Raw genomic sequence first — 20,248 nt, forward strand, 5'->3', positions numbered from 1 at the left:
GGATGAGACAATAAAGGCGCAGACCAAAGCCCGCGCCTCAAGGAAAATCAGCCGCAATAAGATGATGGATTAGACCGGGCTGGCTTCATCGCCGCCAACGGCGCCGGACTCGGGCAACAATTCCTCGAAGAGCGCGTCGATCGCCTCACCGCCACCTGCGGCAACGACTTCCGCGCGGAGCTCGGTAAAGGACTGAAGGGCTACGGCAGGATCAACGCCGGCGGCAACGAGAGCCGCGGAATAGGCATTGATGGCCGCTTCACAGGCCGCGGGTGTGCCGGCAGGCGGGGTACAGGCCCCGAGCACAGCCTCGTAAAGGCCCTCGAAGCCGGGAACCGGAGCGGCTGCAACCTGAAGGTTCCCGAAGGAGAACAGGGAAATCGCTCCGATAGTCACAACAGACGCCAGCTTGTTACGCATCGCACTTCTCCAAAGTGTGGCCGCACCAACTTCCTAGAGCAGTGAGGCATTGGGGTCAAGTAGAGGCTTTACCCATTATTAGGCAATTGCGCAAATCACAGCTCTCGAAAATGGTAAAGCCGACGCCGGACCGGGCCAAAATGGCGTGGATCAAGGTTTTTCGATCCGGAAATTTCCCAATAAAGTACACGGCAACACGCAATTTCTACAAGTATTCAGGGCAGGCATGCGAACCGCGCATACCTGCCCCTTGTCGTTGTGTCGGCCCGATTGCCGGTATTGCCCGGTCCGGCGGGTGTCCAGTCCCCGACGGGGTCGCCTAACCGGCCGACCAACTGGTGGGGTTCGCGTTGGACATCGAACGGATGTTGTAGCCCGAAGCCCGCAGGGTCTTGACCGAGTTGCTGAGATTGTCGAGCACATAGTCGCCCTGGCTGGTCTTGACCACCAGAACCGCATGCGGCTCACCACGACGGGTATGGGTATAGGCGATACGAAGCGAGCCGGCGGAAACTCCGTTTCGGATCAGCATGCTGCGCTTGGTCAACACATAATCCTCGCAATCGCCTTCCGTTGGATTGAGGTTCCACAGATCGGCCGTATCCACCTTCGGGCGGATCGAGCGATTGACATGGACATTGACCTGCTTGAGCACTGCCATCAGGTTCGGCGTCATGGTCACCTGGGCGCTGCCGCCACCGCGGCACTCGCTGCGGTTCTTGGCGCAGAAGAACTGAAGCGAGAGCGGCGTAATCGCGGCCACTTGCACGGGGGGACGAAGATCCCCGATCGTCACCTGACTGGTGTAGGCCGCGGCCCCACCGACGGAACTCATGGCGATAACGAGAGCAAAGCCCGCAATCTTCATGGAAAACTTGGTGTTCATTTGCGCCATCCCTGATGCGTTGATGATCAGAAGAATGCACGCGACACATTGTGCCCGCCTTTGCAGGATCGATACAATTTTATTCAATTTCGAGCGGTTCCGGCCGCCCATGACCTAGGCGTAGGCCTCCGCACCAAACGGGCAATTGCCGGCGACGGTCCAACTTGAGGCAAACCCCAAGCAGGTTTTATTCAAATGGTCGCTGTCGAGGTCGACCAAAGCCTGCTGGCGAGCAGGCGGCCACCGTGATAGGCACGGCGCGGGATCGTCAGCCCGCAAGGAACGGCCGTATGAGCAAGATCTGCGTCATCACCAACGAGACGGACGCCGCCGAGCAGGCGGCCGCCCGATTACGCGATCGATACGGCGTCACTCCCATGGAAGAAGCCGATTTCGTCGTGGCACTCGGTGGCGATGGGCTGATGCTGCAGACGCTGCACAAGGTCATGGGCACCGAAAAGCCCGTCTATGGCATGAATTTCGGCTCGGTCGGGTTCATGATGAACAATTTCAGCGAAGAGAACCTGCCAGATCGGCTCCTGGCCAGCCAACGCACACGCATCTATCCTCTGTCCATGCAGGTACTAGACGTATCGGGGCGTGAGCGGACGGCGTTGGCTATCAATGAGGTGTCGCTGTTCCGATCGACCTACCAGGCGGCCAAGCTGCAGATCCTGGTGGACAACGAGGTGCGCCTGGACGAGTTAATCTGCGACGGTGCACTGCTCGCAACGCCTGCAGGCTCGACGGCGTACAACCTTTCCGCCCACGGCCCGATCCTCCCCATCGAGGCACCGCTTCTGGCTCTGACACCGATCTCCCCCTTCCGGCCGCGCCGGTGGCGGGGAGCAATTCTCTCCAACCGGGCTGTGGTCAGGTTCGTAACGCTTGAAGCCGCCAAAAGGCCGGTGAGTGCGGTCGCAGACAACGTCGAATTTCAGAACGTCCTCGAGGTTACCGTGCGGGAGGATCGGACGCATGGCGTGACGTTGCTATTTGATCCAGGCACCAGCCTTGAAGAACGCGTCCTGAGCGAACAGTTCCGTTTTTGATCTGGTGCTCACGCGCCCGCTCTCGCACGCCGCATCGATCTTGGAAGCACGAACAGGTCAGGCGACGGACAGTTGCATTTGTTCGTCTGGGCCAGGAAGCGGCAGCCTGCGGCTCGACTCCACCGTCCGCGCGAAACTGGCCATCACGCCGCGCGCCGCCATTCGAGCCAGGGCAATGTTCTGCTCGTTGAGGTAGCAGAAAGCCTCCTCGAGGGCCTCGGGGATCTCCCCGTCATATTCGGTGATCAGCTCTTCTGTCAGAGTGGTGACAACATAGTGGCGGGCCGCGACATCGTCAGCCAGATCCGTTGAACGTGCGAGCATCACCAGGCGCACCAGCAACCGTCCGCACGCACCAGGCATGCCACACCGGTCGAATAGGGCGCTCAGGGCGGCTGAACTGCCGCTCTCGAGCAGGGAGAAGACCTTGTGTTCGCTGGTTTCTGCCAGGCCAGCCAGGCAGGCACCAAAAAAGACAACGCGCCCGGAGACGACCGCATGCAGCAGCAGCCGAGTATGAATTTCGTTCTCGGCAACCAGAAGGCTTACAAACCCGGCCCTTCGGTCTGGCGCTTCAGCCTCGCCGATGGCCGTCAGGGCCCCCTCACTGCCGTCCCGCACCAACCGCTCAAGTCGCTCAGGGGCCAGAGCTCCCCGAACCATTCTGCACGCACTCAGGCTAGCGGCCACCTTGCGCACCAGAGCCAGGCGTACCGTCCCGGGAAGATCGGCCCGGTCGAGTAAGGCGCCGCGCATCTCGGCATCGTCTGCCCAATGGTGAGACAGTGATTCCAGTGATGAAGCGGATACAGCGACTTCGGGACGCCGCAAAACGCGAAGGACAAGGCCACGCTCCCCCCGAGCGAGCAGCGCCGAGACCAGCCTCGGGCTGATCCGGGCGCGCTGCGAAATGGCGGCAAGGGCAGACGCCTCCCCCTGGGCAACAACCGGCATGAGATCAGCGTCTATCAGGACGGGCGAATACTGCAGCACGGCGCGTGAAATGACCGCACTATCCTGCAGCAGCGCCAGCATGACCGGCCGGGGCGCCCTGTCTGAATGAAGCAAACCGTAAGCGAGCGCCGCCCTTACCTTGACGGAGGTGTCGTCGAGGAAGCCGATAAGTGCGGCGTAAAGCGCTGCCTGTTCATCAGCGGATCCGTCATGTCCCAGATAGGCCAAGGCAGCCAGGTGCGCGGCATGACCACGCTCATCACTATCATTGGACAGCGATAGTTCTGAAAACGCCGCGTAACCGATCATCACTTACTCCGCACCACCGGAGCTAGACTAAGCGGCAATCTTTAAGGAACGGTTCACCATAAATTGGCCTTGACCACCGCGGGTCTTGATCGGGGTCAAAAGGTTCGCTCAGAGGCCAGCCACGAAGGAAAAACCGGCAGACAAAGCGTTCCAGAGAGCAATCGCCAGCGCCCAGGAAGAGAGAGCGAGGCACGCCACAATGATGCCGCGTGGCAACGCAAAGCTTTCGTGGGCTCTAATTCCAACGGGATGGTGTGCCATTGCTGGTCCTCCTGGCGTTCGCAACGCTTGTGGCTCACTAGACCGACAAATTCTTAACGCGGACTGAAACTGGTCCGTTGCAATGCGCCCATTGCCCTATTGGTTATAGAGCTGGGTGAAGAATGCGGCGCCGGTCGGCTCGTCCATGTCGACCGCTTCCGGTTCCGTCTTAAAAAGTCCCGTAAAAGACATGTTCTCGCGCGAAAAGCGCGAGGGCAGCGGCGGTTCGGACGTAGCGCTGGTGGCGGGATTGCCCTGCCCGCTCAATTGCTGCGCGGCGAAGGCGGGATCGCCGCCTTCGTGCTTGGCCACGAGCACCTGGTAAACCTGCCGGATGGAACGAGCCTGCCCATTTCGGTCGTAAAAGATCGCCCTGTTGGCCGAGGCCTGTCGGGGGAAAAGATTCACCGCAAGCTGCTCGGGGTTTTCAAGACCGGCACGGAACATCTTCTCGGCGCCCTGCGCGCCCAGAAAATGCGCGATATACAATTCGCCCGCACTCGGCATTCGCCCGAAGGCCGACTTGAGGTATTCGCCATTGGACCGGGTGAAGGCAGCGGCCAGATCAGCGGCGACTTCCGGGTTTTCTCGCAAAGCAAGGATTTGAGCGCGGCTCGCGGGGTCGGCAACCCGGTACGCGCCTTCGCTCGTCCGCGAGATCTGATCGGCATATTGTCCGTACCCCAGGCGTGGCCCCTCCTCTTTCATCACCTGTAGCCAGGTGCCTTCGAGAAACTGGAACAATCCCACTGCGCTCGACGTGCTCGCGCGCGCCTGCGGATCAAGGCTGCTTTCCCGCATTGCTGTCTGCAGCAAATAGCCGAAATCGACGCCACTGCGGTTTCCTGCCACAGTCAGCGCATTGGCAAGGCTTTGTGAAATGCTGATCGGCTGTACGCCCATCGGGGTATCCGAGTTCGAATCGGTTTTGCCACTCTAGCACCAGATCGCGTTAACGCCCTGTTAACTACCCTCCGCGCGCCAACGTCGGACCACATCGTCAAGGTCAGGGCGCGGGCGTTCCTCCGGCACGATGATTGGGCTGCCTATATGGACAAAGCCCACAAAGCGCTGACCCGGTCCTGCTCCGAGTACCGCAGCCGCTTCAGGATCGAATGTGAACCAGCGTGTTATCCAGGATGCGGCAAAACCCATTGCGTGGGCAGCGTGAACGAGGTTGAGCGCCACATTGCCTGCCGAAAGCAGTTGTTCAAATTCGGGTACCTTGGGATTGGGCTGCGGCGCAGAGACAACTCCAACCGTCAGTGGCGCTGGCAGGAAACGTTGTCGCTCGACATCCAGGCTCTCCTCGTCGAGGTCGGGATTGTTCCGCCTCGCGATGGCCGCCAGGGCTTCTCCCGCCGCAAGACGCGCTTCGCCCTCGAATATGACCAGACGCCACGGTGCCATTTTGCCGTGGTCGGGCACTCGCGTGGCAATGGTCAGCATGGTGCGGAGCTGTTCGGCACTTGGACCAGGCTCTCGCAGGAATGCCGGACCGACGGAGCGGCGGGACAGGAGATAGTCGATGACGGACTGGTTTTGTGGCATGGGCGGTCCTCCGTCCCCCCTCTTAGTCCGGGGTCATGTCAGGAACCAAGCCAAAACAGAAAAATTCCGTGAACGGCGAGGAGCCGGTTCAAAATGCCCGCCGACTGTGACACAGCTTGTCCCAAATCGTGGCCTAGACTCCATGGGAGTCGGGCGGTGACAAAGACGCCCGGGACGGGGAGAGTACATGCGTTCGGCCAGACTTGTTGCAATCCTGATATGCCTATTGGCGGGGATCGGCACGGCGCCAGTGACGCCGGCCGTCTTTGCCCAGGACGGTGTGGAGATCCCACCCCTGCCCCGCCCAAGGCCGGATCGCGTCGCCACTCCGGATCTGCCGACACCCGAACAAACAGCCGCCACCGAGGCGATAGCCGCCTTGGCGGATATACCCCAACCCGTGACGCTCGCGGCACGCATTACCCAGGACGGCCCCCCCATTCCCGAAGGACTCATCTGGCGCATCTTCGAGAGCACGCCCGATGAAAACGGCGAGATGGCCCTGGTCGCAAAGTCCGATAGCGGCACCGCAGCAGTCGAACTCAATCCGGGAGATTATGTAGTGCACGTTGCCTACGGCCAGGCCCAGGTCACCGAAACGCTGTCGGTCGTTCCGGGCGAAAACAGCCTCGAGGTCGTTCTCGATGCCGGCGCACTGCGCCTGAATTCTGCCGTCACCGGGGACATCCCGATTTCGCCGGCACTGCTGAATTTCGACATCTATACAGGCGGCGACGAATCCAGTCGGGCACTGGTCGCAGACAATCTGACACCGAACGAAATCGTCACCCTGACTGCCGGCACCTATCACATCGTCTCGCGCTTCGGCACCATAAACGCCGTCGTTAGGGCCGATCTGCGGGTCGAGCCCGGCCAGTTGACCGATGCGACCCTGTACCACCATGCCGCAGAGGTCTCTTTCAAGCTCGTTTCCGAAGAGGGGGGCGAGGCCATTGCCGATGTTGAATGGACAGTAAAGACGACGGATGGCGCCACTATTTTCAGCGACCGGGGCGCATTTCCTTCGACGGTCCTCGCCGAGGGTGACTACCTCGTTCTGGCCAAACTTGGAGACGAGGTCTTCAATCGAGAGATTCAGATTCAACCAGGCAGTCCACGCGAGATTGAGCTCCTGACGGCAGTTTACTGAGCCGGGAGGACGCACGCGCCTCTGATCCAACGCAGAAAGGTGGACGGTCGACGCGTCGATCGGCACACCACAAAGTGCGCGGTTCCCTACCGCCGGCGGGGCGGGGAAGTCGACCCGCCGCCGCCAAATAAGACCGTCCGAGGACATCGGAGATCGTGGGGGACCTGGGTTACCACGCCGTCAGCAGCCCGAGGCCGACAACCACTCGGATCGGACCTGGTAACCCGCCCGACTGCATTTCGCGCTGATGCCCTGTATTCGGATAGGGCATCAAATCGACTAAGCCGGGCGACGTTGAGGCGGAGCCCGAATTTGCCCCCTTTGGTGTCCGCGCGTGACTTTGACTTCGAGACCGCCAGGCTTCAAGTCGAACGACGCCATGTTGCAGAATTCGGAGCTCTAGGCTCACCTGGTATAGGTCGGCCGCCCAGTCGACCTGAGAGCGCACTGACGCCACTAGGCGATAAAATCACCTGATTTGTCGCGCACAGCCATGTTTGGTGAAGCCGCCATTCTCGATGAGAATCAGCAAGTCAGGCTTGCCAACAAAGTACTGCCTTCCATCGTCGAAGTTCAGCACATTAAGTCCGGGGTCATATTGAAATGACCGCTGATTGCCGCTGCTGTCGACGTACGTTGATGGCCCAGTGATCGAGAAGGACCCCGTTACGTTCCCTTTGTTGCGACATACGTAGTCGCCCTCATTGTGTGGGCTCTTTTGGGCAACGGCAGGTGTGACGGTACAGGCTAACACGCAAGCAATGGCAACCAGTAGTCTATTCATCTCTATTCTTCCCTGCAACAAAAGTAAATTATAAAGCACCAATGAGGCAGCGCCAAGCCATTTGCTCACTCGCATTATCAACTGAAGCGAAGTCTGCCCACACTAACATTTATCCGGTGCGGGCCAAGACTGTCCACACGCGATTTTATAACCACCACACAAAACTCAATGACGCCAACCAGCGAACCGATAACGCCTCTCATCTCCGCTTTCGCTGCTCCCGTCTCTTGCTGACCAGCCTCATCTGTGGCGACTGCGTCGCGTAGCTCTCAGCGGTAATAGTCAGCCCACATCTGAAGCCCACACCTGAAAAGGAGGAGCGTGTCAGATGCTTACTTTGGACGGGATCAACTATGCGGATGAGCGGTCTGGCTGTAGAACCGGATCATGTTCGTCGTGCCATTGGTGGTCCAGTAGATGCGACAGACCAAATGTTTTGGCTTGCCTGAGCGGACCACTTGCACGCCCAGCGCTTCCTCCGCCGCTTTTTCTGGGGATATTGACTTAACTGTGACCTCGGGCTCGATTATGCCGGTACGCAGGTCGATAATGCGGAACTCCGTCAATTCTTATCCTCCTGGCCCCTCGCGTCTCACAGGCTTCCGCAAAGCTTCCACTCAGTTGACACGTAGTGGCGCCATCGCGCCTTGAACACGTCTATCCAGCCTCCCGACACCGTACATCACCCTCACAAGCTGGGCTAATAGCCGCTCTGCTTCGTTGCGGCCTCTGCGTTCGCACGGGTCAGTTCGGCGGTGGCTACGCCAATAGGCCATTCACCGCGGCAAGAAGGTCTCGCTCGCTGAACGGTTTCGGCAAATAGACGTCAAACTGGCTGCGGACATCGTCTGTGATATCCTGTTCGGGGACTGCGGTGGTGAGAACCACCGGTACCTTGAGACCCCGGCTCTCAAGTTCCTTCAGCATAGAGGGGCCGTCCATCCGAGGCATCATGTAATCGGTGACGATGACCTCAGGTAAGAAGCTGACCGCTCGGGCAACTCCCTCTTCTCCATCATGGGCGAGCGCGACGATGTAGCCGGCGTCCAACAACACGGTTTCCATGGAGATCGCGAGCAGGGCCTCGTCCTCAACATACAATACTCTGGTCATTTGCGGTTGATGTTCCTGTCGCAGGGGGGACAACGCAACCAAAGGCCGATAGGATCCATTTAAACAACAAACGGGTGCTCGACCCTGTGTTCTCGACGCAAGAGTACGTCGAATTTCTCGGAGAACCCTTCCTTGGCAGACCGGCGGGCAACGCATCTCAACCTTCGGCTGCGCTTGCTGGTGCTTGCGGTTCTGGGCCTGCTTCCGGCCTTCGCGATCATTTTGATCGATCAGTTCAACACCCGCTCGCAAAGCATAGCGGACGCCGAAGCTTATTCCTTACGCATGACCGAAATCGTGCTTGGCGAAGTGATCCGCGGAATGACCGGCGCGGCGACCCTCATGATCGGAATGCGCCACTCCAGCGAACTGCAGGATCCCGATGACTGCGAGCAGTATCTGACTGGCATTCGGCTGGACATACCCTCTTTAGTAGACCTGGCAATAGCCAACACGCGGGGAACCATACTCTGCCATTCAGGCGCTTCTAGTCTGCCAGCGGTGGCGGCGGGAATAGACAAGCTCATGAACGCCGCGACGGCAGAGGGACTGCAGGTCGGAACCTACACGCCAACACCAGGGGGCGCGGCCTTGCCCATGGCAATGGCGGTGCCGAGCCTCTCGGGGAGTGAGACCAGATACATTTATCTCAACGTAATTTTGACCGAGCTGGAACGCTTGGTCGAGAGTGCGGTGCCGGGAACGACCGGAGCAACCATCGTGGCAGACCGCGAGGGTACCGTGCTGTTTCGGCTTCCGACAGGGGCTCTGAAGCCGGGCGACCGCCTCCCGGAAGCCCTCGCAGCGCTGGCGCAGGAAAGTGAACCGGCGACGACGCGCGCACCGGGAGGGAATGGCACCATGCTGATCGTCGGGTATCGGCCCGTGACTGGTGCTCCCCCGATAGCGGTATTCTTCGGGTTGGAAGAGAACCAGGTGTTGGCCCCGCTCGATCGTGCGGCGCTATTGAACACCCTGGTGGCGTGTCTGGGGGCGACGCTCGCGGTCCTTCTGGCTTGGTCGGTTGGTCGTCGGTGGGTCGAGCAACCTGTCGAGCGCCTGAGTAAGGCTGTCTGGGCAAGGCGCACAGGCGACAAGAGTGCCCGGACGAACTATGAAGACGACGGCACCGAGTTCGGCCGCATCGGCAGCTCCATCGATCTCTTGTTCGACGAACTTGACGATCGGGAACAAGGCCAGGCGCTGGCTGAAGAGCAACGCGACCTCAATGCGAGAGAGGTTCAGCACCGGGTCAAGAACCTTCTGGCAGTCATCCAGGTGATCGCCAAACAGACCTTCACCGGCACCGCCGATCTCCCCGAGGTTCGAGCTTTCGAAGGCCGCATCGCTGCCATAGTGCGCGCCAATACCTCGCTTCTGGCGCGCGAGGGGGAGGCAGGCGACATCGCCGAGATTGCGGCGACGTCGCTCAAACCATTCGTGGGTGCGAATGTGGAGCGCATCAAATTTGCGGGACCGGCGATGCGGGTTTCCCCGAAGGTGAGCATGGCTCTGTCAATGGCCCTTTACGAACTGGCGACCAACGCCGTCAAATATGGCGCATTGAGCGTCCCGGGGGGCCAGATCCACCTTTCTTGGTCCCAGGAAGCAGACCGGTTCAGGTTGATCTGGCGCGAACGCCATGGGCCGCGGGTGCAGAATCCTGATCATGCCGGGTTCGGCACGATGATGGTGAAGCGCGTGCTCGCCGCGGAGACCTTTGGCAACGTTGACCTCGCCTTTCATGAAGATGGGCTGGAATATATACTCGATTGCCCGCTAGATCGCGTGGTCAGTCCGGAGACCGTAGCCAGGTCTTGACAGACCGAACTTGCCCTCCGGCACTAGATCGAGAAAATACTCCGCATGCTACAAGGGACGTTGGGCGAGGTTCTCCGCGACATTGCCATGCCAAAAGCCCTCATCTATACGCCGCAGTGGCGATCCGCCTACCCAGTGATCGCCGAGGCTCTTGAGGGACCCCTTTGCCGCGGCGCCCCATCGGATGGAAAAGCAGCGTCGAGACCACGGAAGGTATTGTGGAGGGGCTGAAGCCGCTGATGGAGCGGGAAGCGGCAAAGATCCGTGAGCGTGCCGGGTCAGAGCCCCTGCCCCACAAGGCAGCATCGCCCCCCACATGACGCGACAAGATCCTGCCGGATCTCGACGCCCACGCTACATCGGCATGTCGTGCAGTCTAGGTTGGCGACGTGGCGGCGGGGACCGCGGCCGATGACATCATTCGAACGAATGCGATGCAGCGGTCCGGCCGCGCCCTCGGTCCGGTCCAAAACAGTGACAGGACAGCCGTCTGCACTGCGCACATTTCGCCCGTGGGGCCGCAAGGACACATTGAGCAAGAAAGGGGTCTCGCAGCACCCCTCCCAAAGGCACGAGACGACCGCGCGTCCTACTGTGCGATCTCTTCCGTTGCCCCTTCGGCGGACAGATGCCATCCACCATCAGCTCGGGCGGGCAGAGCGGCTTCTTTGCCTTGGTGCCTTCGGGGCTGCTTCCTCGACAGGAGCGGCTTGCTCGGCGTGCGGTCTCCTCGATCGGTGCAGCTTCTTCAGACGGAGCGGCATGTGCAAGCTGCCCCTCACTCTCTTGCGGCAAGTCGAGGTCAAAAAGGTGGGCATTCGCAATGACAGGGTGCAGAAGGTACTGGTAACTCTAAGTCCTCCCGGCGATTTTGCGGCGGGATCGATGATCACCGTTGGCGTAAAATGGGGCTCCTGATGGTTCAGACCTTCAGATTTGAGCAGTTTGTGATCGACCTTGACCAACGCCAGCTGCGGCATGGCGGCAGCGTGGTCAGTCTCAATTCACGCTATTTCGACGTGCTGGTGTTGCTGCTGAGCAAACACGGACAATTGATCACCAAGGACCACTTCTTTGAAACGGTGTGGGGCGATGTTGTGGTTGGCGACGAAGCGCTGACCCAGTGCATAAAGACACTTCGGCGCGTGCTGGGCGATGATGTCCGCCAGCCGCGCTTCATCGAGACCGTTCCCAAGCATGGCTATCGCTTCATAGCTCCGGTCTCAGATTTCGAGGCCAGGAGCGGCGATGCTGAGGTGCCCCAACAGCGACCTCAGGCGCCACAAGGCCTGCCGCTGGCGCTGAGGACGTCATTGTCGGGAATGGCGGGCGGGGCAGGCGCGGGTCTGGCGGGTGGGCTGATCTACGGCTACGCCGTCGCCCTTGCGCGGAACACACCTGCGACCGGGGCTGTGCTGGTCCTTATTGCAGTGGTCGCGCTTTGCATGCTTGTCGGGGCGCTGGGGGCCCTGTTTGTCAGCCTCGGGCTGGCGCTTGGTAGCAGAGACTGCCGTAGATGGCAGGCGGTGACGGGCGCGACCGCGGGCGGCCTTGTGGTGGGTGGGCTCGCGAACCTCATTGGAAATGACGCCTTCGCGCTGGTTCTGGGCGTGGTACCGGATAGGCTAACCGGTGCATGGGAGGGGGCCGCATTGGGTGGCGCCATCGGTCTGGCACTAAGCTTCGGCGGGTCGCCTGACCGTCAAGTTGGCCGCACGGCACTGGCCTGTGCCCTGGCGTCGGTGTTGGTTGTTTCTGGCGGGGGCCAGATGATGGCGGGCACTCTCGATGATCTCGCGGCCGCACTCCTCGCCTCAGACCTGTCTCTGGGCCGGCTGCGCTCCTTCGTGCCGCTCGCCCGCCTGCCGCCCCCGACCGAACTTGTGCTTGCCGCGGTAGAAGGCATGATATTCGGCGCCGGTATTGCGACCGGGCTGTGCGTCCTCAATAAATGCAGCCATTTCACGAAACCCTCACCTGTCCATCATGCAGGCGCCGCCGCACGCGCGGTAGGCCTGCCGCATAGGGTTTCATGGAGGATTATCTTGGCAAACGATATGCAGACAAGCTGGCTTGGACGACACCGGTGGCGGATTGCCCGCTGGCTGGCAGCGGCGCTGTTGCTGCTGCTGCCGTTCCTGGCCCTGCAGTTTTCCCAAGAAATGAACTGGGGCGCGGAGGACTTCATTTGGCTCGCTGCCATGTTGGTGGGCTTGGGATTGACGTTTGAAGTCGCGCTCACATGGAGCGCCAACTTCTTCTACCGCGCGGGGCTGGTGATGGCGCTAGGAACCAGCTTCCTTCTGATCTGGGTGAGTTTGGCAGTTGGCATTATCGGCAGCGAGACCAACAGCTTGAATCTTCTCTATTTCGCCATGCTGGGCGGGGGCGCGCTGGTTGCAGCCCATGCCCGGTTTACGCCCAAGGGCATGGTGCGGGCATTGTTGGTCCTGGCGGCAGGCCAAATCGCTGTGGGCGCAGTCGCCCTGGTGGTAGGGACGGGAACAATCCAGGCTCCCGCCATCCTGCGCCTGATCGTTGCGACCGGTCTTTTTACCTTGTTATGGCTTGCAGCGGCGGATCTGTTTCGGCGCGCTACCGAAGACCACGCCGGCTTCTCCTGAGGAGGGAGTTGATATTTGATCCGCTCTCGATCGGCCAGGTCAAGAACCTGGTGCGCCGGCTGCGCGACCGCGGTCTGGGAGTAGTTTTGACCTGCCGCTTGCCACGGTCGGGCTGCCGCAGCGCTTGAGAGCTACAGTCGGCCTGCATATGGGCCGAGGCGATATGGTTTTGCGCGGCCGTCTAGAGGGCACTGGCGCCCTGCCCCTCACACTCGTCCGGCGTCGCTCAAGAGGCGTTATCGGACATCTGTCCAGCCGCCGTCATGGGGTCGCTGGTCTAGACGGACATGCCGGTTCTCATCGTCTTCCCGATCGCGCCGGCCATCGGCTCGGGAACACCTGCCCGCTCGGCATAGCTTTGCCAGGAAGCGACCTTTTCGTGCATCTCCCCGATAATGGTCTTGATCGCCTTCGTTTTCAGGTCACAGAACCGCCCGAATGCGAACAGGTCGTCCTGTTCGAACAGGTCGCGCTTGCCGTTGAGCGTCATCTGGTGCCGGTTGGTCCAGGCCCCGCGCGGATTGTAGGCATAGCTGACGTCGAAAGCGGGAGAGAGGCGCCATTCGCCGCTCCGGTTCATGAGAAAGGCGATGTTTTTGACGTGGTCATCCTGGTTGCGCACCATGATGTTGAATACGGCGCGCCGAAACTGCTGCTCGATATCGAGGGACGACAGACCGAGCAGGCGGATTGTTTCGACTGCCTGCTCGTAGGAGTAAGCTCCGGCCGCGTTGAAATCGAAATGGCGCAGGGCGGCCAGAGACTGCATATGCAGTTTCTCTCCTTTTGCGGTGCGATCGAACCGGCGGGTCATGAAGTGGGCCCGGCCGCCTTCGAGGTGAAGTCGGCATTCCGTCATGTCGATGCCGGCGTCGCGAGCCATCAGATAGAAGGCGTATTCCACCTGACCGTAGCCCTGTGGGTCCGCAAGTTCCTTGTCCCTGTTGGCGGTGATACCGTCGAACTTCACCAGCCAGTAAGTGAACCCCGCCTCGGCGCTGACCTGCCCGGAGCGGAACTCCCCGGTCTGCTCGTTCCAGGCGAGGATGGCCTTGGCCCGCGCCCCGCCGGCGGACGTGCCGACGCGCAGGATCTCCTCAAGGGTTTCGCGGTCGCCGTCCCCGCCCGCCAGGACGCCGCCAAGCTCTTCGCGCGAATTGAGGACCTGGTTCGCAAGATCGACGAGATCTTCTATCTCCATCCGGTGCGATCGGTTGGCGGCCTTGAAAACGCTGGGATGAAATTCAAGCGCACCCATGCCACGCGTCCCGATATAGCAAAGGCGTTCCACGGGATTGAAGCTGTCGGCCGTTCGCCCCCGGGCCGCCAGCCAGGCATCGATCAATGCGTTGCCGAACTTGTCGGGCAAGGAGTCTGCGAGCATGCCGGGCAGGCCCTTGAAGGCATCCTTGGCCAGAGCGGGGAACTCGTAGGGGTCCCTGCGCAAGGGCATGGCAATCGGCGAGAGCTCGATGCCGCTGCCCAAGAACTCCGGCATATACTGGAAGACTGCAATCTGCCGATCTTCCAACCAGCTGACAGCGCCGATGTCACGCCCCCACAGGCGAACAGTTGCGTCGCTCACGCGTCACTCTCCTCGCCCCATGCCCATTCGGACGCCTTCGGCTGAGCGTCCTCTTTGGGACGAGCGCGCTGGCGCTCTTTGCCCTGCAGGCGAACGCGATCCACGGGCCGCACGCTCGGATCCGGCAACATGGCGCCGATATCCGTTTCGAGATCGAGCGCGGCCAATACGCGTAGGAATGTCTCCAATGACACCACCTCGCCCGCCTCGAGGCGCCGGATGGTATTTCTCGAGCTACCGGAGAGGTCGCCGAGTTGCTCTTGGGTCAGGTTGCGGGACAGACGTATCCCTGCGATCCGCTTACCGATCCGGCTCAACTGATGGCGGATTGGCTGATCTCCAACCATTTTAGTGCCTCATATAGTGCTCATTGTAACCTTAGACGCAAACTACAGTTCAATATACGAGGCACTATCAGATTGTCAACAACGACTCGGATAACGCCTCGTATGAAAGTCATTGTCAATTAATGGCCTTATAACGACTTACATGTGAGGCACTAATAGCAGTGCTCTACGAAACTGGCTCGACGGAATGTCGCTGCAGTCCGGGGTACGGACCTCGGGTCATCAGCGCGACGGCTTTGCTGACGCAATCTGCAATGAATGGCTGATCCGCGGGCCCAGTATCCGGCCTTGTGCAACTTCCGTCCCGTGCGGCCCCCGTCAGGCGCCGCATGACGCCAATGACAAAAAGGCCCGAAAATGGCCTTGCCGCTTCGGTAACAGGCTATCAAAATGCGGACGCAATCGATCTGGTCGTGACCGTTGATCTGCAAAGTCATCGATCGCTAACTGGCGTACAACACGCCAGCATCACTGGCCGGGGGCTTCCTTTTTGAAGTGTGCCTCACCCGGCCGGATGGCGTTCCGCTTGCTCAAAGAACGTTAGCGCACCTTGATGGAGGAGATTTGGTCGTTGCCACGTCGCCCGAGGTCTCGAATGTCGCGAGATACTAAAACGCAGCGGCCAGCGTACCGAACGTGCTCACAGACCAGCGCCTCTGCGCCCGCCCTCACATCAATTGAGGAGATCTCGTCGTTCCAATCTCCCAGTGAACGCAGGTTTTGCCCGGGACGCAGGCAGAAGCCGTCGCCGCGGAAATTCACGTCCTCATAGAAGCATACCCGGGCAGTGCTGCTGCTAGGCGCGGGATCAATTGAGAACCCCCCGTCCCCGAACGAGAAACTAAAGCCCTCGATCGAGAAGCTAAGACTTACGTCGGGTCGAGGCGCGGTACCGCTAGTCAAAGCATCTTCATTGGTGAGATACCTGCCCGAAACCCAGCCGTCCGGACCGCTTTTCAGCACGTAGCACCATCCTGAGTTCACGCAATGGTCTATGTCTACCGTCTCGCCGGGGCTCAGGGTATCCAACACGGGATATTGGACGCCCGGACCCGAGCGTACGTTCACACTCGCAGTGGCTTCGGCACTCATCGATGACGTGCTCCAGCTTCCTCCGGCCAACGCGAGGCCCAGGAGGACCAGTCTTGTCAACGCTCGCATTTTTGCGTCCTCTGCAAAGTTGAACTCCTTAAACTAGCAGAAGCAATCAGTTGGCATATTGATCGGGAACAAGAATTGATCGGTACATGCCTTCCCGAAGGAGGAGGATCGATGCAATGACCGCTCATGCCGGCGGACCAGAAGGCCCCCTTTGCATCACCGCGAAACCGGCCGGTGCTGCAGGGCTGGCAGCAACCGACCCCCATTTCGGCCATTTTTCGATTCCCGAAAGTATAGGCAACTAGGCTTGCTCCGAGTGTGAGGCAGGCTCCCTGATGTGATGGGGTTGACCTCCCATGGCGACGCCAGGGCTGAGTACCCGTGTGTCCGCTCTAAGGAGCTTTCCACCGAGGCCTAGTGTCCGCAAAGGGGCAATTGGACGTTGGTCCGGAACCGCACCGTCCGAACGCCGCGATCGTTGACTTGCTGACTGTCCGCTTGGTGGTTTGGGGGCCCGAGGAATCGCGCGGCGGTGTCACCGGATGCGGCCTCACCAGCGGTGTGGCAGTTGATCATCAGACTTCGGTCGACTCCGCCAGTTCCAGAGCGTCCTCAACATCGACGCCCAGATATCTGACCGTGTTCTCGATCTTGGTGTGACCGAGGACGGACCTGTAGACCTCCCCGGCACGCTCTGATTTTTGACCGCGTCGGTGAAGATTGGCACCCTGGGATTCCAGGTCTGCTTTTGGGCGGAAGATTGCACGGTTCAGTTCGAATTTGTGCAACTATCGTTAAATCAATTGCGCTTTTGGAAGCTAAGTATCTCTGCCACCCTCTGCTCAACAAAAGGGAGGAAGAACATGACAAAGACCTATCCACTGCGCGCTCTTGCGCTCGCGGCCCTGCTCAGTGTCGCGCCGATGACCCACGCTCTCGCAGGCAAGGCCGACGACACCATGCGGGTCGCCTTCACCGAGGAAATTCTCGAACTAGACTACAATTACACGACGAAGCGCGAATACATCATCATCTCCGACCTGATCGACGACACGCTGTTCAGCGTCGACCCGGAGACCAATGAATTCCTGCCGGCCCTGGCCAGCGGTTACGAGTATCTCGACGAACTCACCATTGAGGTCACGCTGCGCGACGATGTCACCTTCCACAACGGCAAGAAGCTGACCGCGGCGGACGTGGCCTATACCTACAACTGGATGATCGACCCTGCCAGCGAATCCAATGCCGGCGCCACCCATGAAAGCTGGCTTGCGGGCGTCGATGTCGTCGACGAACTGACGGTGCGCTTCAACCTCAAGAACGACTATCCGCTCGCCATTCGCGACCTAGCCAGCCGCGTGCGCATCCGACCGGAAAACACCTATCACGTCAATGGCGAGGTCGTGCGCAATGCCGCTGCGCTGGAGCCAGTCGGCCTCGGGCCCTATCGCGTTGCCTCGTTCGAGCCGGGCCAGGATCTGGTCCTGGAGCGCTTTGATGAATATTACGACGACAGCCCCAAGGGTGAACCGGCGATCAAGACCATCGTCATTCGCACCATTCCCGACATCGGCACCCAACAGGCCGAGCTGATGAGCGGAAGCGTGGACTGGATGTACAATGTGCCGCTGGACGTGGCCCAGAGCATGGGTGAGACCCCGGCCGCCGAGCATCTCTCCGGGCCGGACCTGCGCGTCTCCTTCATCGTGCTCGATGCGGCTGGCTATACCGACCCGGATGGTCCGCTGACCAATCCACTGGTGCGGCAGGCCATGAACCATGCCGTCAACAAGGCCGATATTGCTCGATACCTGATCGGCGGTTCTGCTCAGGCGATCCATACCCCCTGCCACCCGGCACAATTCGGCTGTGTCACCGATATTGCCAATTATGAATACAACCCCGAGCGGGCCAAGGAGCTGCTCGCCGAAGCGGGCTATCCCGACGGGTTCCCGCTCGATCTCTGGGCCTATCGCGAGCGGCCCATGGCCGAAGCGGTGGCGGCCGACCTCGGCCTTGCCGGCATCAATGTCAACCTGCGCTATGTGCAGCTTGAATCGCTCAACCAGGCCCGCGCCAGCCAGGATATTCCGGCCTATATTGGCACCTGGGGTTCGGGCGGCACCGCCGACACGGCGGCCATCGCCTCGATCCACTTCAACGAAACGACCGATCGCAACCTGTCGGGTGATGCGGAAGTGTCGCGGCTGATCCAGGCCGCCGAGGAAACCAGCGATCAGGACGAGCGCCTGGCCATCTACACCGAAGCGCTCAACATCATCGCTGACCAAGCCTATTGGGTGCCGTTGGTGACCTATTCGGTCAACTATCTGGTCAGCCCGGATCTGGACTTCCCGCTCAGCGCCGATGGCCTGCCACGGCTTTATCAGGCAAGCTGGAAGTAATCGGCAAACGCCTCAAGGACCGGCGCGGACGTTGTCGCGCCGGTCACAGATCGGATCGCTGCCATGTTCAGATATATTGTCCAGCGCGGAGCCCTGGCTCTGGCCGTTGCCCTGGTGGTGTCCTTCGCCACCTTCATGCTGCTCAATTTCGCCACCGACCCGGCCTCGGCCATTGCCGGCGAAGACGCGACGCCCGAAGTGGTCGAGCGCATACGCCTCGCCTATGGCCTGGATCGCCCGGTCCTGGTTCGCTACTTTGACTGGCTCGGCGGTGTCGCGCAGGGTGATTTCGGCGAGAGCTACTACTGGAACAAGGCCGTCAGCCAATTGGTGTTGGAACGGGCGCCTGTCACCATCGCGCTGGCGCTGTCATCGCTGTTGGTCACCATCCTCATTGCCATCCCGCTGGGCGCCGTGGCCGCCCTCAATCCCAATAGCTGGGCCGACCGATTCGCCTTGACCTTCGCCGTTTCGGCCCAGGCCATGCCCAATTTCTGGCTCGGCCTGCTGCTGATCATTCTCTTTGGGGTGATGGTGCCGATCCTGCCCATTTCGGGCGACAGCACCTGGCAGCATTTCGTGCTCCCGGCGCTCGTCCTGGGCGCCAGCTCGGTGCCCGCCGTGATGCGGCTCACCCGCACGGGACTGATCGAGGTGATGGAGTCCGACTATATCCGCACCGCCCGGTCCAAGGGCTATCGCGGCTTTGCCCTGCTCCGGCGCCACGCCATGCGCAACGCCCTGCTCCCAGTTGTGAGCGTCCTCGCGGTCCAGCTTGGCAACAAGCTCGGCGGTTCGGTGATCATCGAAACGGTCTTTGCCATCAACGGCCTCGGCCGGCTCGCCCTGCAGTCGATCCTGGGATCGGATATCCCGACCGTGCAGATGCTCATCTTCATCTTCGCCATCACCTTCGTGGTGATGAACCTCCTGGCTGACCTCCTCAATGCAGCCCTGGACCCAAGGATCCGCATCGGATGAATGTTCAGACCCGACCCACCCTATTGGGCGAGGAAGTCCTCGCCCCATCTCCCCGCAGCCTGCTGCTGCGCCGCGCCCTTGCTCACAAGGGACTTATCATCGGTGCCGCCATTGTCGGCGTGCTGATCATTGTCGCGCTTTTCGCGCCGCTGCTGGCCCCGCACGATCCCTATGCCCAGTCCCTCGCCAAGCGGCTGCTGCCGCCGGCCTGGGAGACGGGCGGCAGCTGGGACCATTTGCTGGGCACCGACCAGGTCGGACGCGACTATCTCAGCCGACTGATCTACGGCACCCAGGTTTCGCTGATTATCGGCTTCGGGGCGGCAAGTGTGGGCCTCCTCATTGGGGTGACGCTGGGCATCTGCGCCGGCTATTTCGGCGACTGGGTGGATACGGTCGTGAGCTTTGCGCTCACTGCCCAACTGGCACTGCCCGGCCTACTGCTGGCCATGGCGCTGGTCTTCATCATCGGGCCGTCGGTGTGGGTGGTGATCGGCATTATCGGCGTGCTTCACTGGACCTATTACCTGGTGGTCACCCGCTCGGCGACGCAACGGCTCAAGTCACAGGATTTCGTGGCAGCAGCCCAGGCCATGGGCGCCAGCCGCTGGCAGGTGCTGCGCAGTGAGATCCTCCCCAATGTGTCGAGCCAGATCATCGTCATCTTCACCTTCGAATTGGGCATTTCCATCCTGGCGGAGTCCTCGCTCTCCTTCCTCGGCGTGGGCATCCAGCCGCCCACGCCCTCCTGGGGCCTGATGATTGCCGAGGGCAAGCAGGCCCTGTTCTACCGCCCCAGCCTCGTGCTGTTCCCGGGCCTGATGCTGTTCCTGTTGGTCATTGGCGCCAACCTGCTCGGTGACGGGCTGCGCGATGTCACCTCCCCCCAGGGAAGGAACTGACC

The 20,248-nt window shown here is 60.7% G+C and carries 18 protein-coding genes and 1 pseudogene; 7 read left to right on the forward strand and 12 right to left on the reverse strand.

What is annotated here, in order from left to right; all coding sequences use genetic code 11:
• Nucleotides 1–69: 69 nt before the first annotated feature.
• Complete coding sequence (locus K1X15_RS10190) at nt 70–420, reverse strand: hypothetical protein (protein WP_220307322.1); 351 nt, start codon at nt 418–420, stop codon at nt 70–72.
• Nucleotides 421–739: 319 nt separating this feature from the next.
• Entirely contained in the window at nt 740–1,306 is a 567-nt protein-coding gene (locus K1X15_RS10195; protein ID WP_220307323.1) for a transglutaminase-like cysteine peptidase, read from the reverse strand.
• A 290-nt stretch (nt 1,307–1,596) separates the two neighbouring features.
• Between K1X15_RS10195 and K1X15_RS10200 the strand changes: the two genes are divergently transcribed.
• Nucleotides 1,597–2,358 carry an NAD kinase gene (locus K1X15_RS10200; protein ID WP_220307324.1) on the forward strand — a complete coding sequence of 254 codons (762 nt, stop codon included), beginning with the start codon at nt 1,597–1,599 and terminating at the stop codon, nt 2,356–2,358.
• Between the two features lie 57 nt (nt 2,359–2,415).
• Here the strand turns inward: K1X15_RS10200 and K1X15_RS10205 are convergent, their stop codons facing one another.
• From K1X15_RS10205 to K1X15_RS10215, 3 genes are all read right to left on the reverse strand, one after another.
• Entirely contained in the window at nt 2,416–3,621 is a 1,206-nt protein-coding gene (locus K1X15_RS10205; RefSeq protein WP_220307325.1) for a DUF2336 domain-containing protein, read from the reverse strand.
• Nucleotides 3,622–3,978: 357 nt separating this feature from the next.
• Complete coding sequence (locus K1X15_RS10210; RefSeq protein WP_220307326.1) at nt 3,979–4,785, reverse strand: lysozyme family protein; 807 nt, start codon at nt 4,783–4,785, stop codon at nt 3,979–3,981.
• Between the two features lie 60 nt (nt 4,786–4,845).
• Entirely contained in the window at nt 4,846–5,433 is a 588-nt protein-coding gene (locus K1X15_RS10215) for a nitroreductase family protein (protein ID WP_220307327.1), read from the reverse strand.
• Nucleotides 5,434–5,620: 187 nt separating this feature from the next.
• Between K1X15_RS10215 and K1X15_RS10220 the strand changes: the two genes are divergently transcribed.
• Entirely contained in the window at nt 5,621–6,583 is a 963-nt protein-coding gene (locus tag K1X15_RS10220; protein ID WP_220307328.1) for a hypothetical protein, read from the forward strand.
• Between the two features lie 469 nt (nt 6,584–7,052).
• Here K1X15_RS10220 and K1X15_RS10225 read toward each other — a convergent pair whose 3' ends face one another.
• The 3 genes from K1X15_RS10225 to K1X15_RS10235 all read right to left on the reverse strand — a co-directional run bounded on the left by K1X15_RS10225 (nt 7,053) and on the right by K1X15_RS10235 (nt 8,480).
• Complete coding sequence (locus K1X15_RS10225; RefSeq protein ID WP_220307329.1) at nt 7,053–7,436, reverse strand: hypothetical protein; 384 nt, start codon at nt 7,434–7,436, stop codon at nt 7,053–7,055.
• A gap of 278 nt (nt 7,437–7,714) precedes the next feature.
• Nucleotides 7,715–7,933: a hypothetical protein gene (locus K1X15_RS10230; protein WP_220307330.1), complete on the reverse strand. Its 219-nt coding sequence runs from the start codon at nt 7,931–7,933 to the stop codon at nt 7,715–7,717.
• 193 nt (nt 7,934–8,126) lie between these two features.
• Complete coding sequence (locus K1X15_RS10235) at nt 8,127–8,480, reverse strand: response regulator transcription factor (RefSeq protein WP_220307331.1); 354 nt, start codon at nt 8,478–8,480, stop codon at nt 8,127–8,129.
• Nucleotides 8,481–8,612: 132 nt separating this feature from the next.
• Between K1X15_RS10235 and K1X15_RS10240 the strand changes: the two genes are divergently transcribed.
• Nucleotides 8,613–10,301: a sensor histidine kinase gene (locus K1X15_RS10240; protein WP_220307332.1), complete on the forward strand. Its 1,689-nt coding sequence runs from the start codon at nt 8,613–8,615 to the stop codon at nt 10,299–10,301.
• Between the two features lie 917 nt (nt 10,302–11,218).
• Nucleotides 11,219–12,925, forward strand: coding sequence for a winged helix-turn-helix domain-containing protein (locus K1X15_RS10245; protein ID WP_220307333.1), 1,707 nt, complete (start codon nt 11,219–11,221; stop codon nt 12,923–12,925).
• Nucleotides 12,926–13,202: 277 nt separating this feature from the next.
• Here K1X15_RS10245 and K1X15_RS10250 read toward each other — a convergent pair whose 3' ends face one another.
• The 4 genes and pseudogenes from K1X15_RS10250 to K1X15_RS21245 form a co-directional block, all read right to left on the reverse strand.
• Nucleotides 13,203–14,510 (reverse strand): type II toxin-antitoxin system HipA family toxin, encoded by a 1,308-nt coding sequence (locus K1X15_RS10250; protein ID WP_220307334.1) that lies wholly within the window; start codon nt 14,508–14,510, stop codon nt 13,203–13,205.
• Nucleotides 14,507–14,857, reverse strand: coding sequence for a helix-turn-helix domain-containing protein (locus tag K1X15_RS10255; RefSeq protein ID WP_220307335.1), 351 nt, complete (start codon nt 14,855–14,857; stop codon nt 14,507–14,509). The genes K1X15_RS10250 and K1X15_RS10255 overlap by 4 nt, the downstream gene beginning before the upstream one ends.
• A gap of 540 nt (nt 14,858–15,397) precedes the next feature.
• Entirely contained in the window at nt 15,398–16,018 is a 621-nt protein-coding gene (locus K1X15_RS21600) for an SH3 domain-containing protein (protein ID WP_420828370.1), read from the reverse strand.
• A 515-nt stretch (nt 16,019–16,533) separates the two neighbouring features.
• A pseudogene (locus K1X15_RS21245) lies at nt 16,534–16,626 on the reverse strand (integrase); the annotation flags it as partial.
• A gap of 195 nt (nt 16,627–16,821) precedes the next feature.
• On the opposite strand from K1X15_RS21245, the gene K1X15_RS10265 reads away from it, so the two are divergent.
• From K1X15_RS10265 to K1X15_RS10275, 3 genes are all read left to right on the forward strand, one after another.
• Nucleotides 16,822–18,363: an ABC transporter substrate-binding protein gene (locus tag K1X15_RS10265; protein WP_220307337.1), complete on the forward strand. Its 1,542-nt coding sequence runs from the start codon at nt 16,822–16,824 to the stop codon at nt 18,361–18,363.
• 63 nt (nt 18,364–18,426) lie between these two features.
• Nucleotides 18,427–19,344, forward strand: a complete 918-nt coding sequence (locus tag K1X15_RS10270; protein ID WP_220307338.1) for an ABC transporter permease — start codon at nt 18,427–18,429, stop codon at nt 19,342–19,344.
• A complete protein-coding gene (locus K1X15_RS10275) occupies nt 19,341–20,246 on the forward strand; it encodes an ABC transporter permease (RefSeq protein WP_220307339.1) in 906 nt (301 codons plus the stop codon). The genes K1X15_RS10270 and K1X15_RS10275 overlap by 4 nt, the downstream gene beginning before the upstream one ends.
• The last annotated feature ends 2 nt before the right edge of the window (nt 20,247–20,248 follow it).

This window comes from Devosia salina (assembly GCF_019504385.1).
In the GTDB taxonomy this organism is placed as follows: Bacteria; Pseudomonadota; Alphaproteobacteria; order Rhizobiales; family Devosiaceae; genus Devosia; species Devosia salina.

Excerpts from the sequence above, each read along its gene's own strand:
- K1X15_RS10220 (WP_220307328.1), top strand. The coding sequence starts at position 5,621 with ATGCGTTCGGCCAGACTTGTTGCAATCCTGATATGCCTATTGGCGGGG.
- K1X15_RS10275 (WP_220307339.1), top strand. The coding sequence starts at position 19,341 with ATGAATGTTCAGACCCGACCCACCCTATTGGGCGAGGAAGTCCTCGCC.
- K1X15_RS10235 (WP_220307331.1), bottom strand. The coding sequence starts at position 8,480 with ATGACCAGAGTATTGTATGTTGAGGACGAGGCCCTGCTCGCGATCTCC.
- K1X15_RS10210 (WP_220307326.1), bottom strand. The coding sequence starts at position 4,785 with ATGGGCGTACAGCCGATCAGCATTTCACAAAGCCTTGCCAATGCGCTG.
- K1X15_RS10195 (WP_220307323.1), bottom strand. The coding sequence starts at position 1,306 with ATGAACACCAAGTTTTCCATGAAGATTGCGGGCTTTGCTCTCGTTATC.
- K1X15_RS21600 (WP_420828370.1), bottom strand. The coding sequence starts at position 16,018 with ATGCGAGCGTTGACAAGACTGGTCCTCCTGGGCCTCGCGTTGGCCGGA.
- K1X15_RS10265 (WP_220307337.1), top strand. The coding sequence starts at position 16,822 with ATGACAAAGACCTATCCACTGCGCGCTCTTGCGCTCGCGGCCCTGCTC.
- K1X15_RS10270 (WP_220307338.1), top strand. The coding sequence starts at position 18,427 with ATGTTCAGATATATTGTCCAGCGCGGAGCCCTGGCTCTGGCCGTTGCC.
- K1X15_RS10190 (WP_220307322.1), bottom strand. The coding sequence starts at position 420 with ATGCGTAACAAGCTGGCGTCTGTTGTGACTATCGGAGCGATTTCCCTG.
- K1X15_RS10200 (WP_220307324.1), top strand. The coding sequence starts at position 1,597 with ATGAGCAAGATCTGCGTCATCACCAACGAGACGGACGCCGCCGAGCAG.
- K1X15_RS10205 (WP_220307325.1), bottom strand. The coding sequence starts at position 3,621 with ATGATCGGTTACGCGGCGTTTTCAGAACTATCGCTGTCCAATGATAGT.
- K1X15_RS10215 (WP_220307327.1), bottom strand. The coding sequence starts at position 5,433 with ATGCCACAAAACCAGTCCGTCATCGACTATCTCCTGTCCCGCCGCTCC.
- K1X15_RS10255 (WP_220307335.1), bottom strand. The coding sequence starts at position 14,857 with ATGGTTGGAGATCAGCCAATCCGCCATCAGTTGAGCCGGATCGGTAAG.
- K1X15_RS10245 (WP_220307333.1), top strand. The coding sequence starts at position 11,219 with ATGGTTCAGACCTTCAGATTTGAGCAGTTTGTGATCGACCTTGACCAA.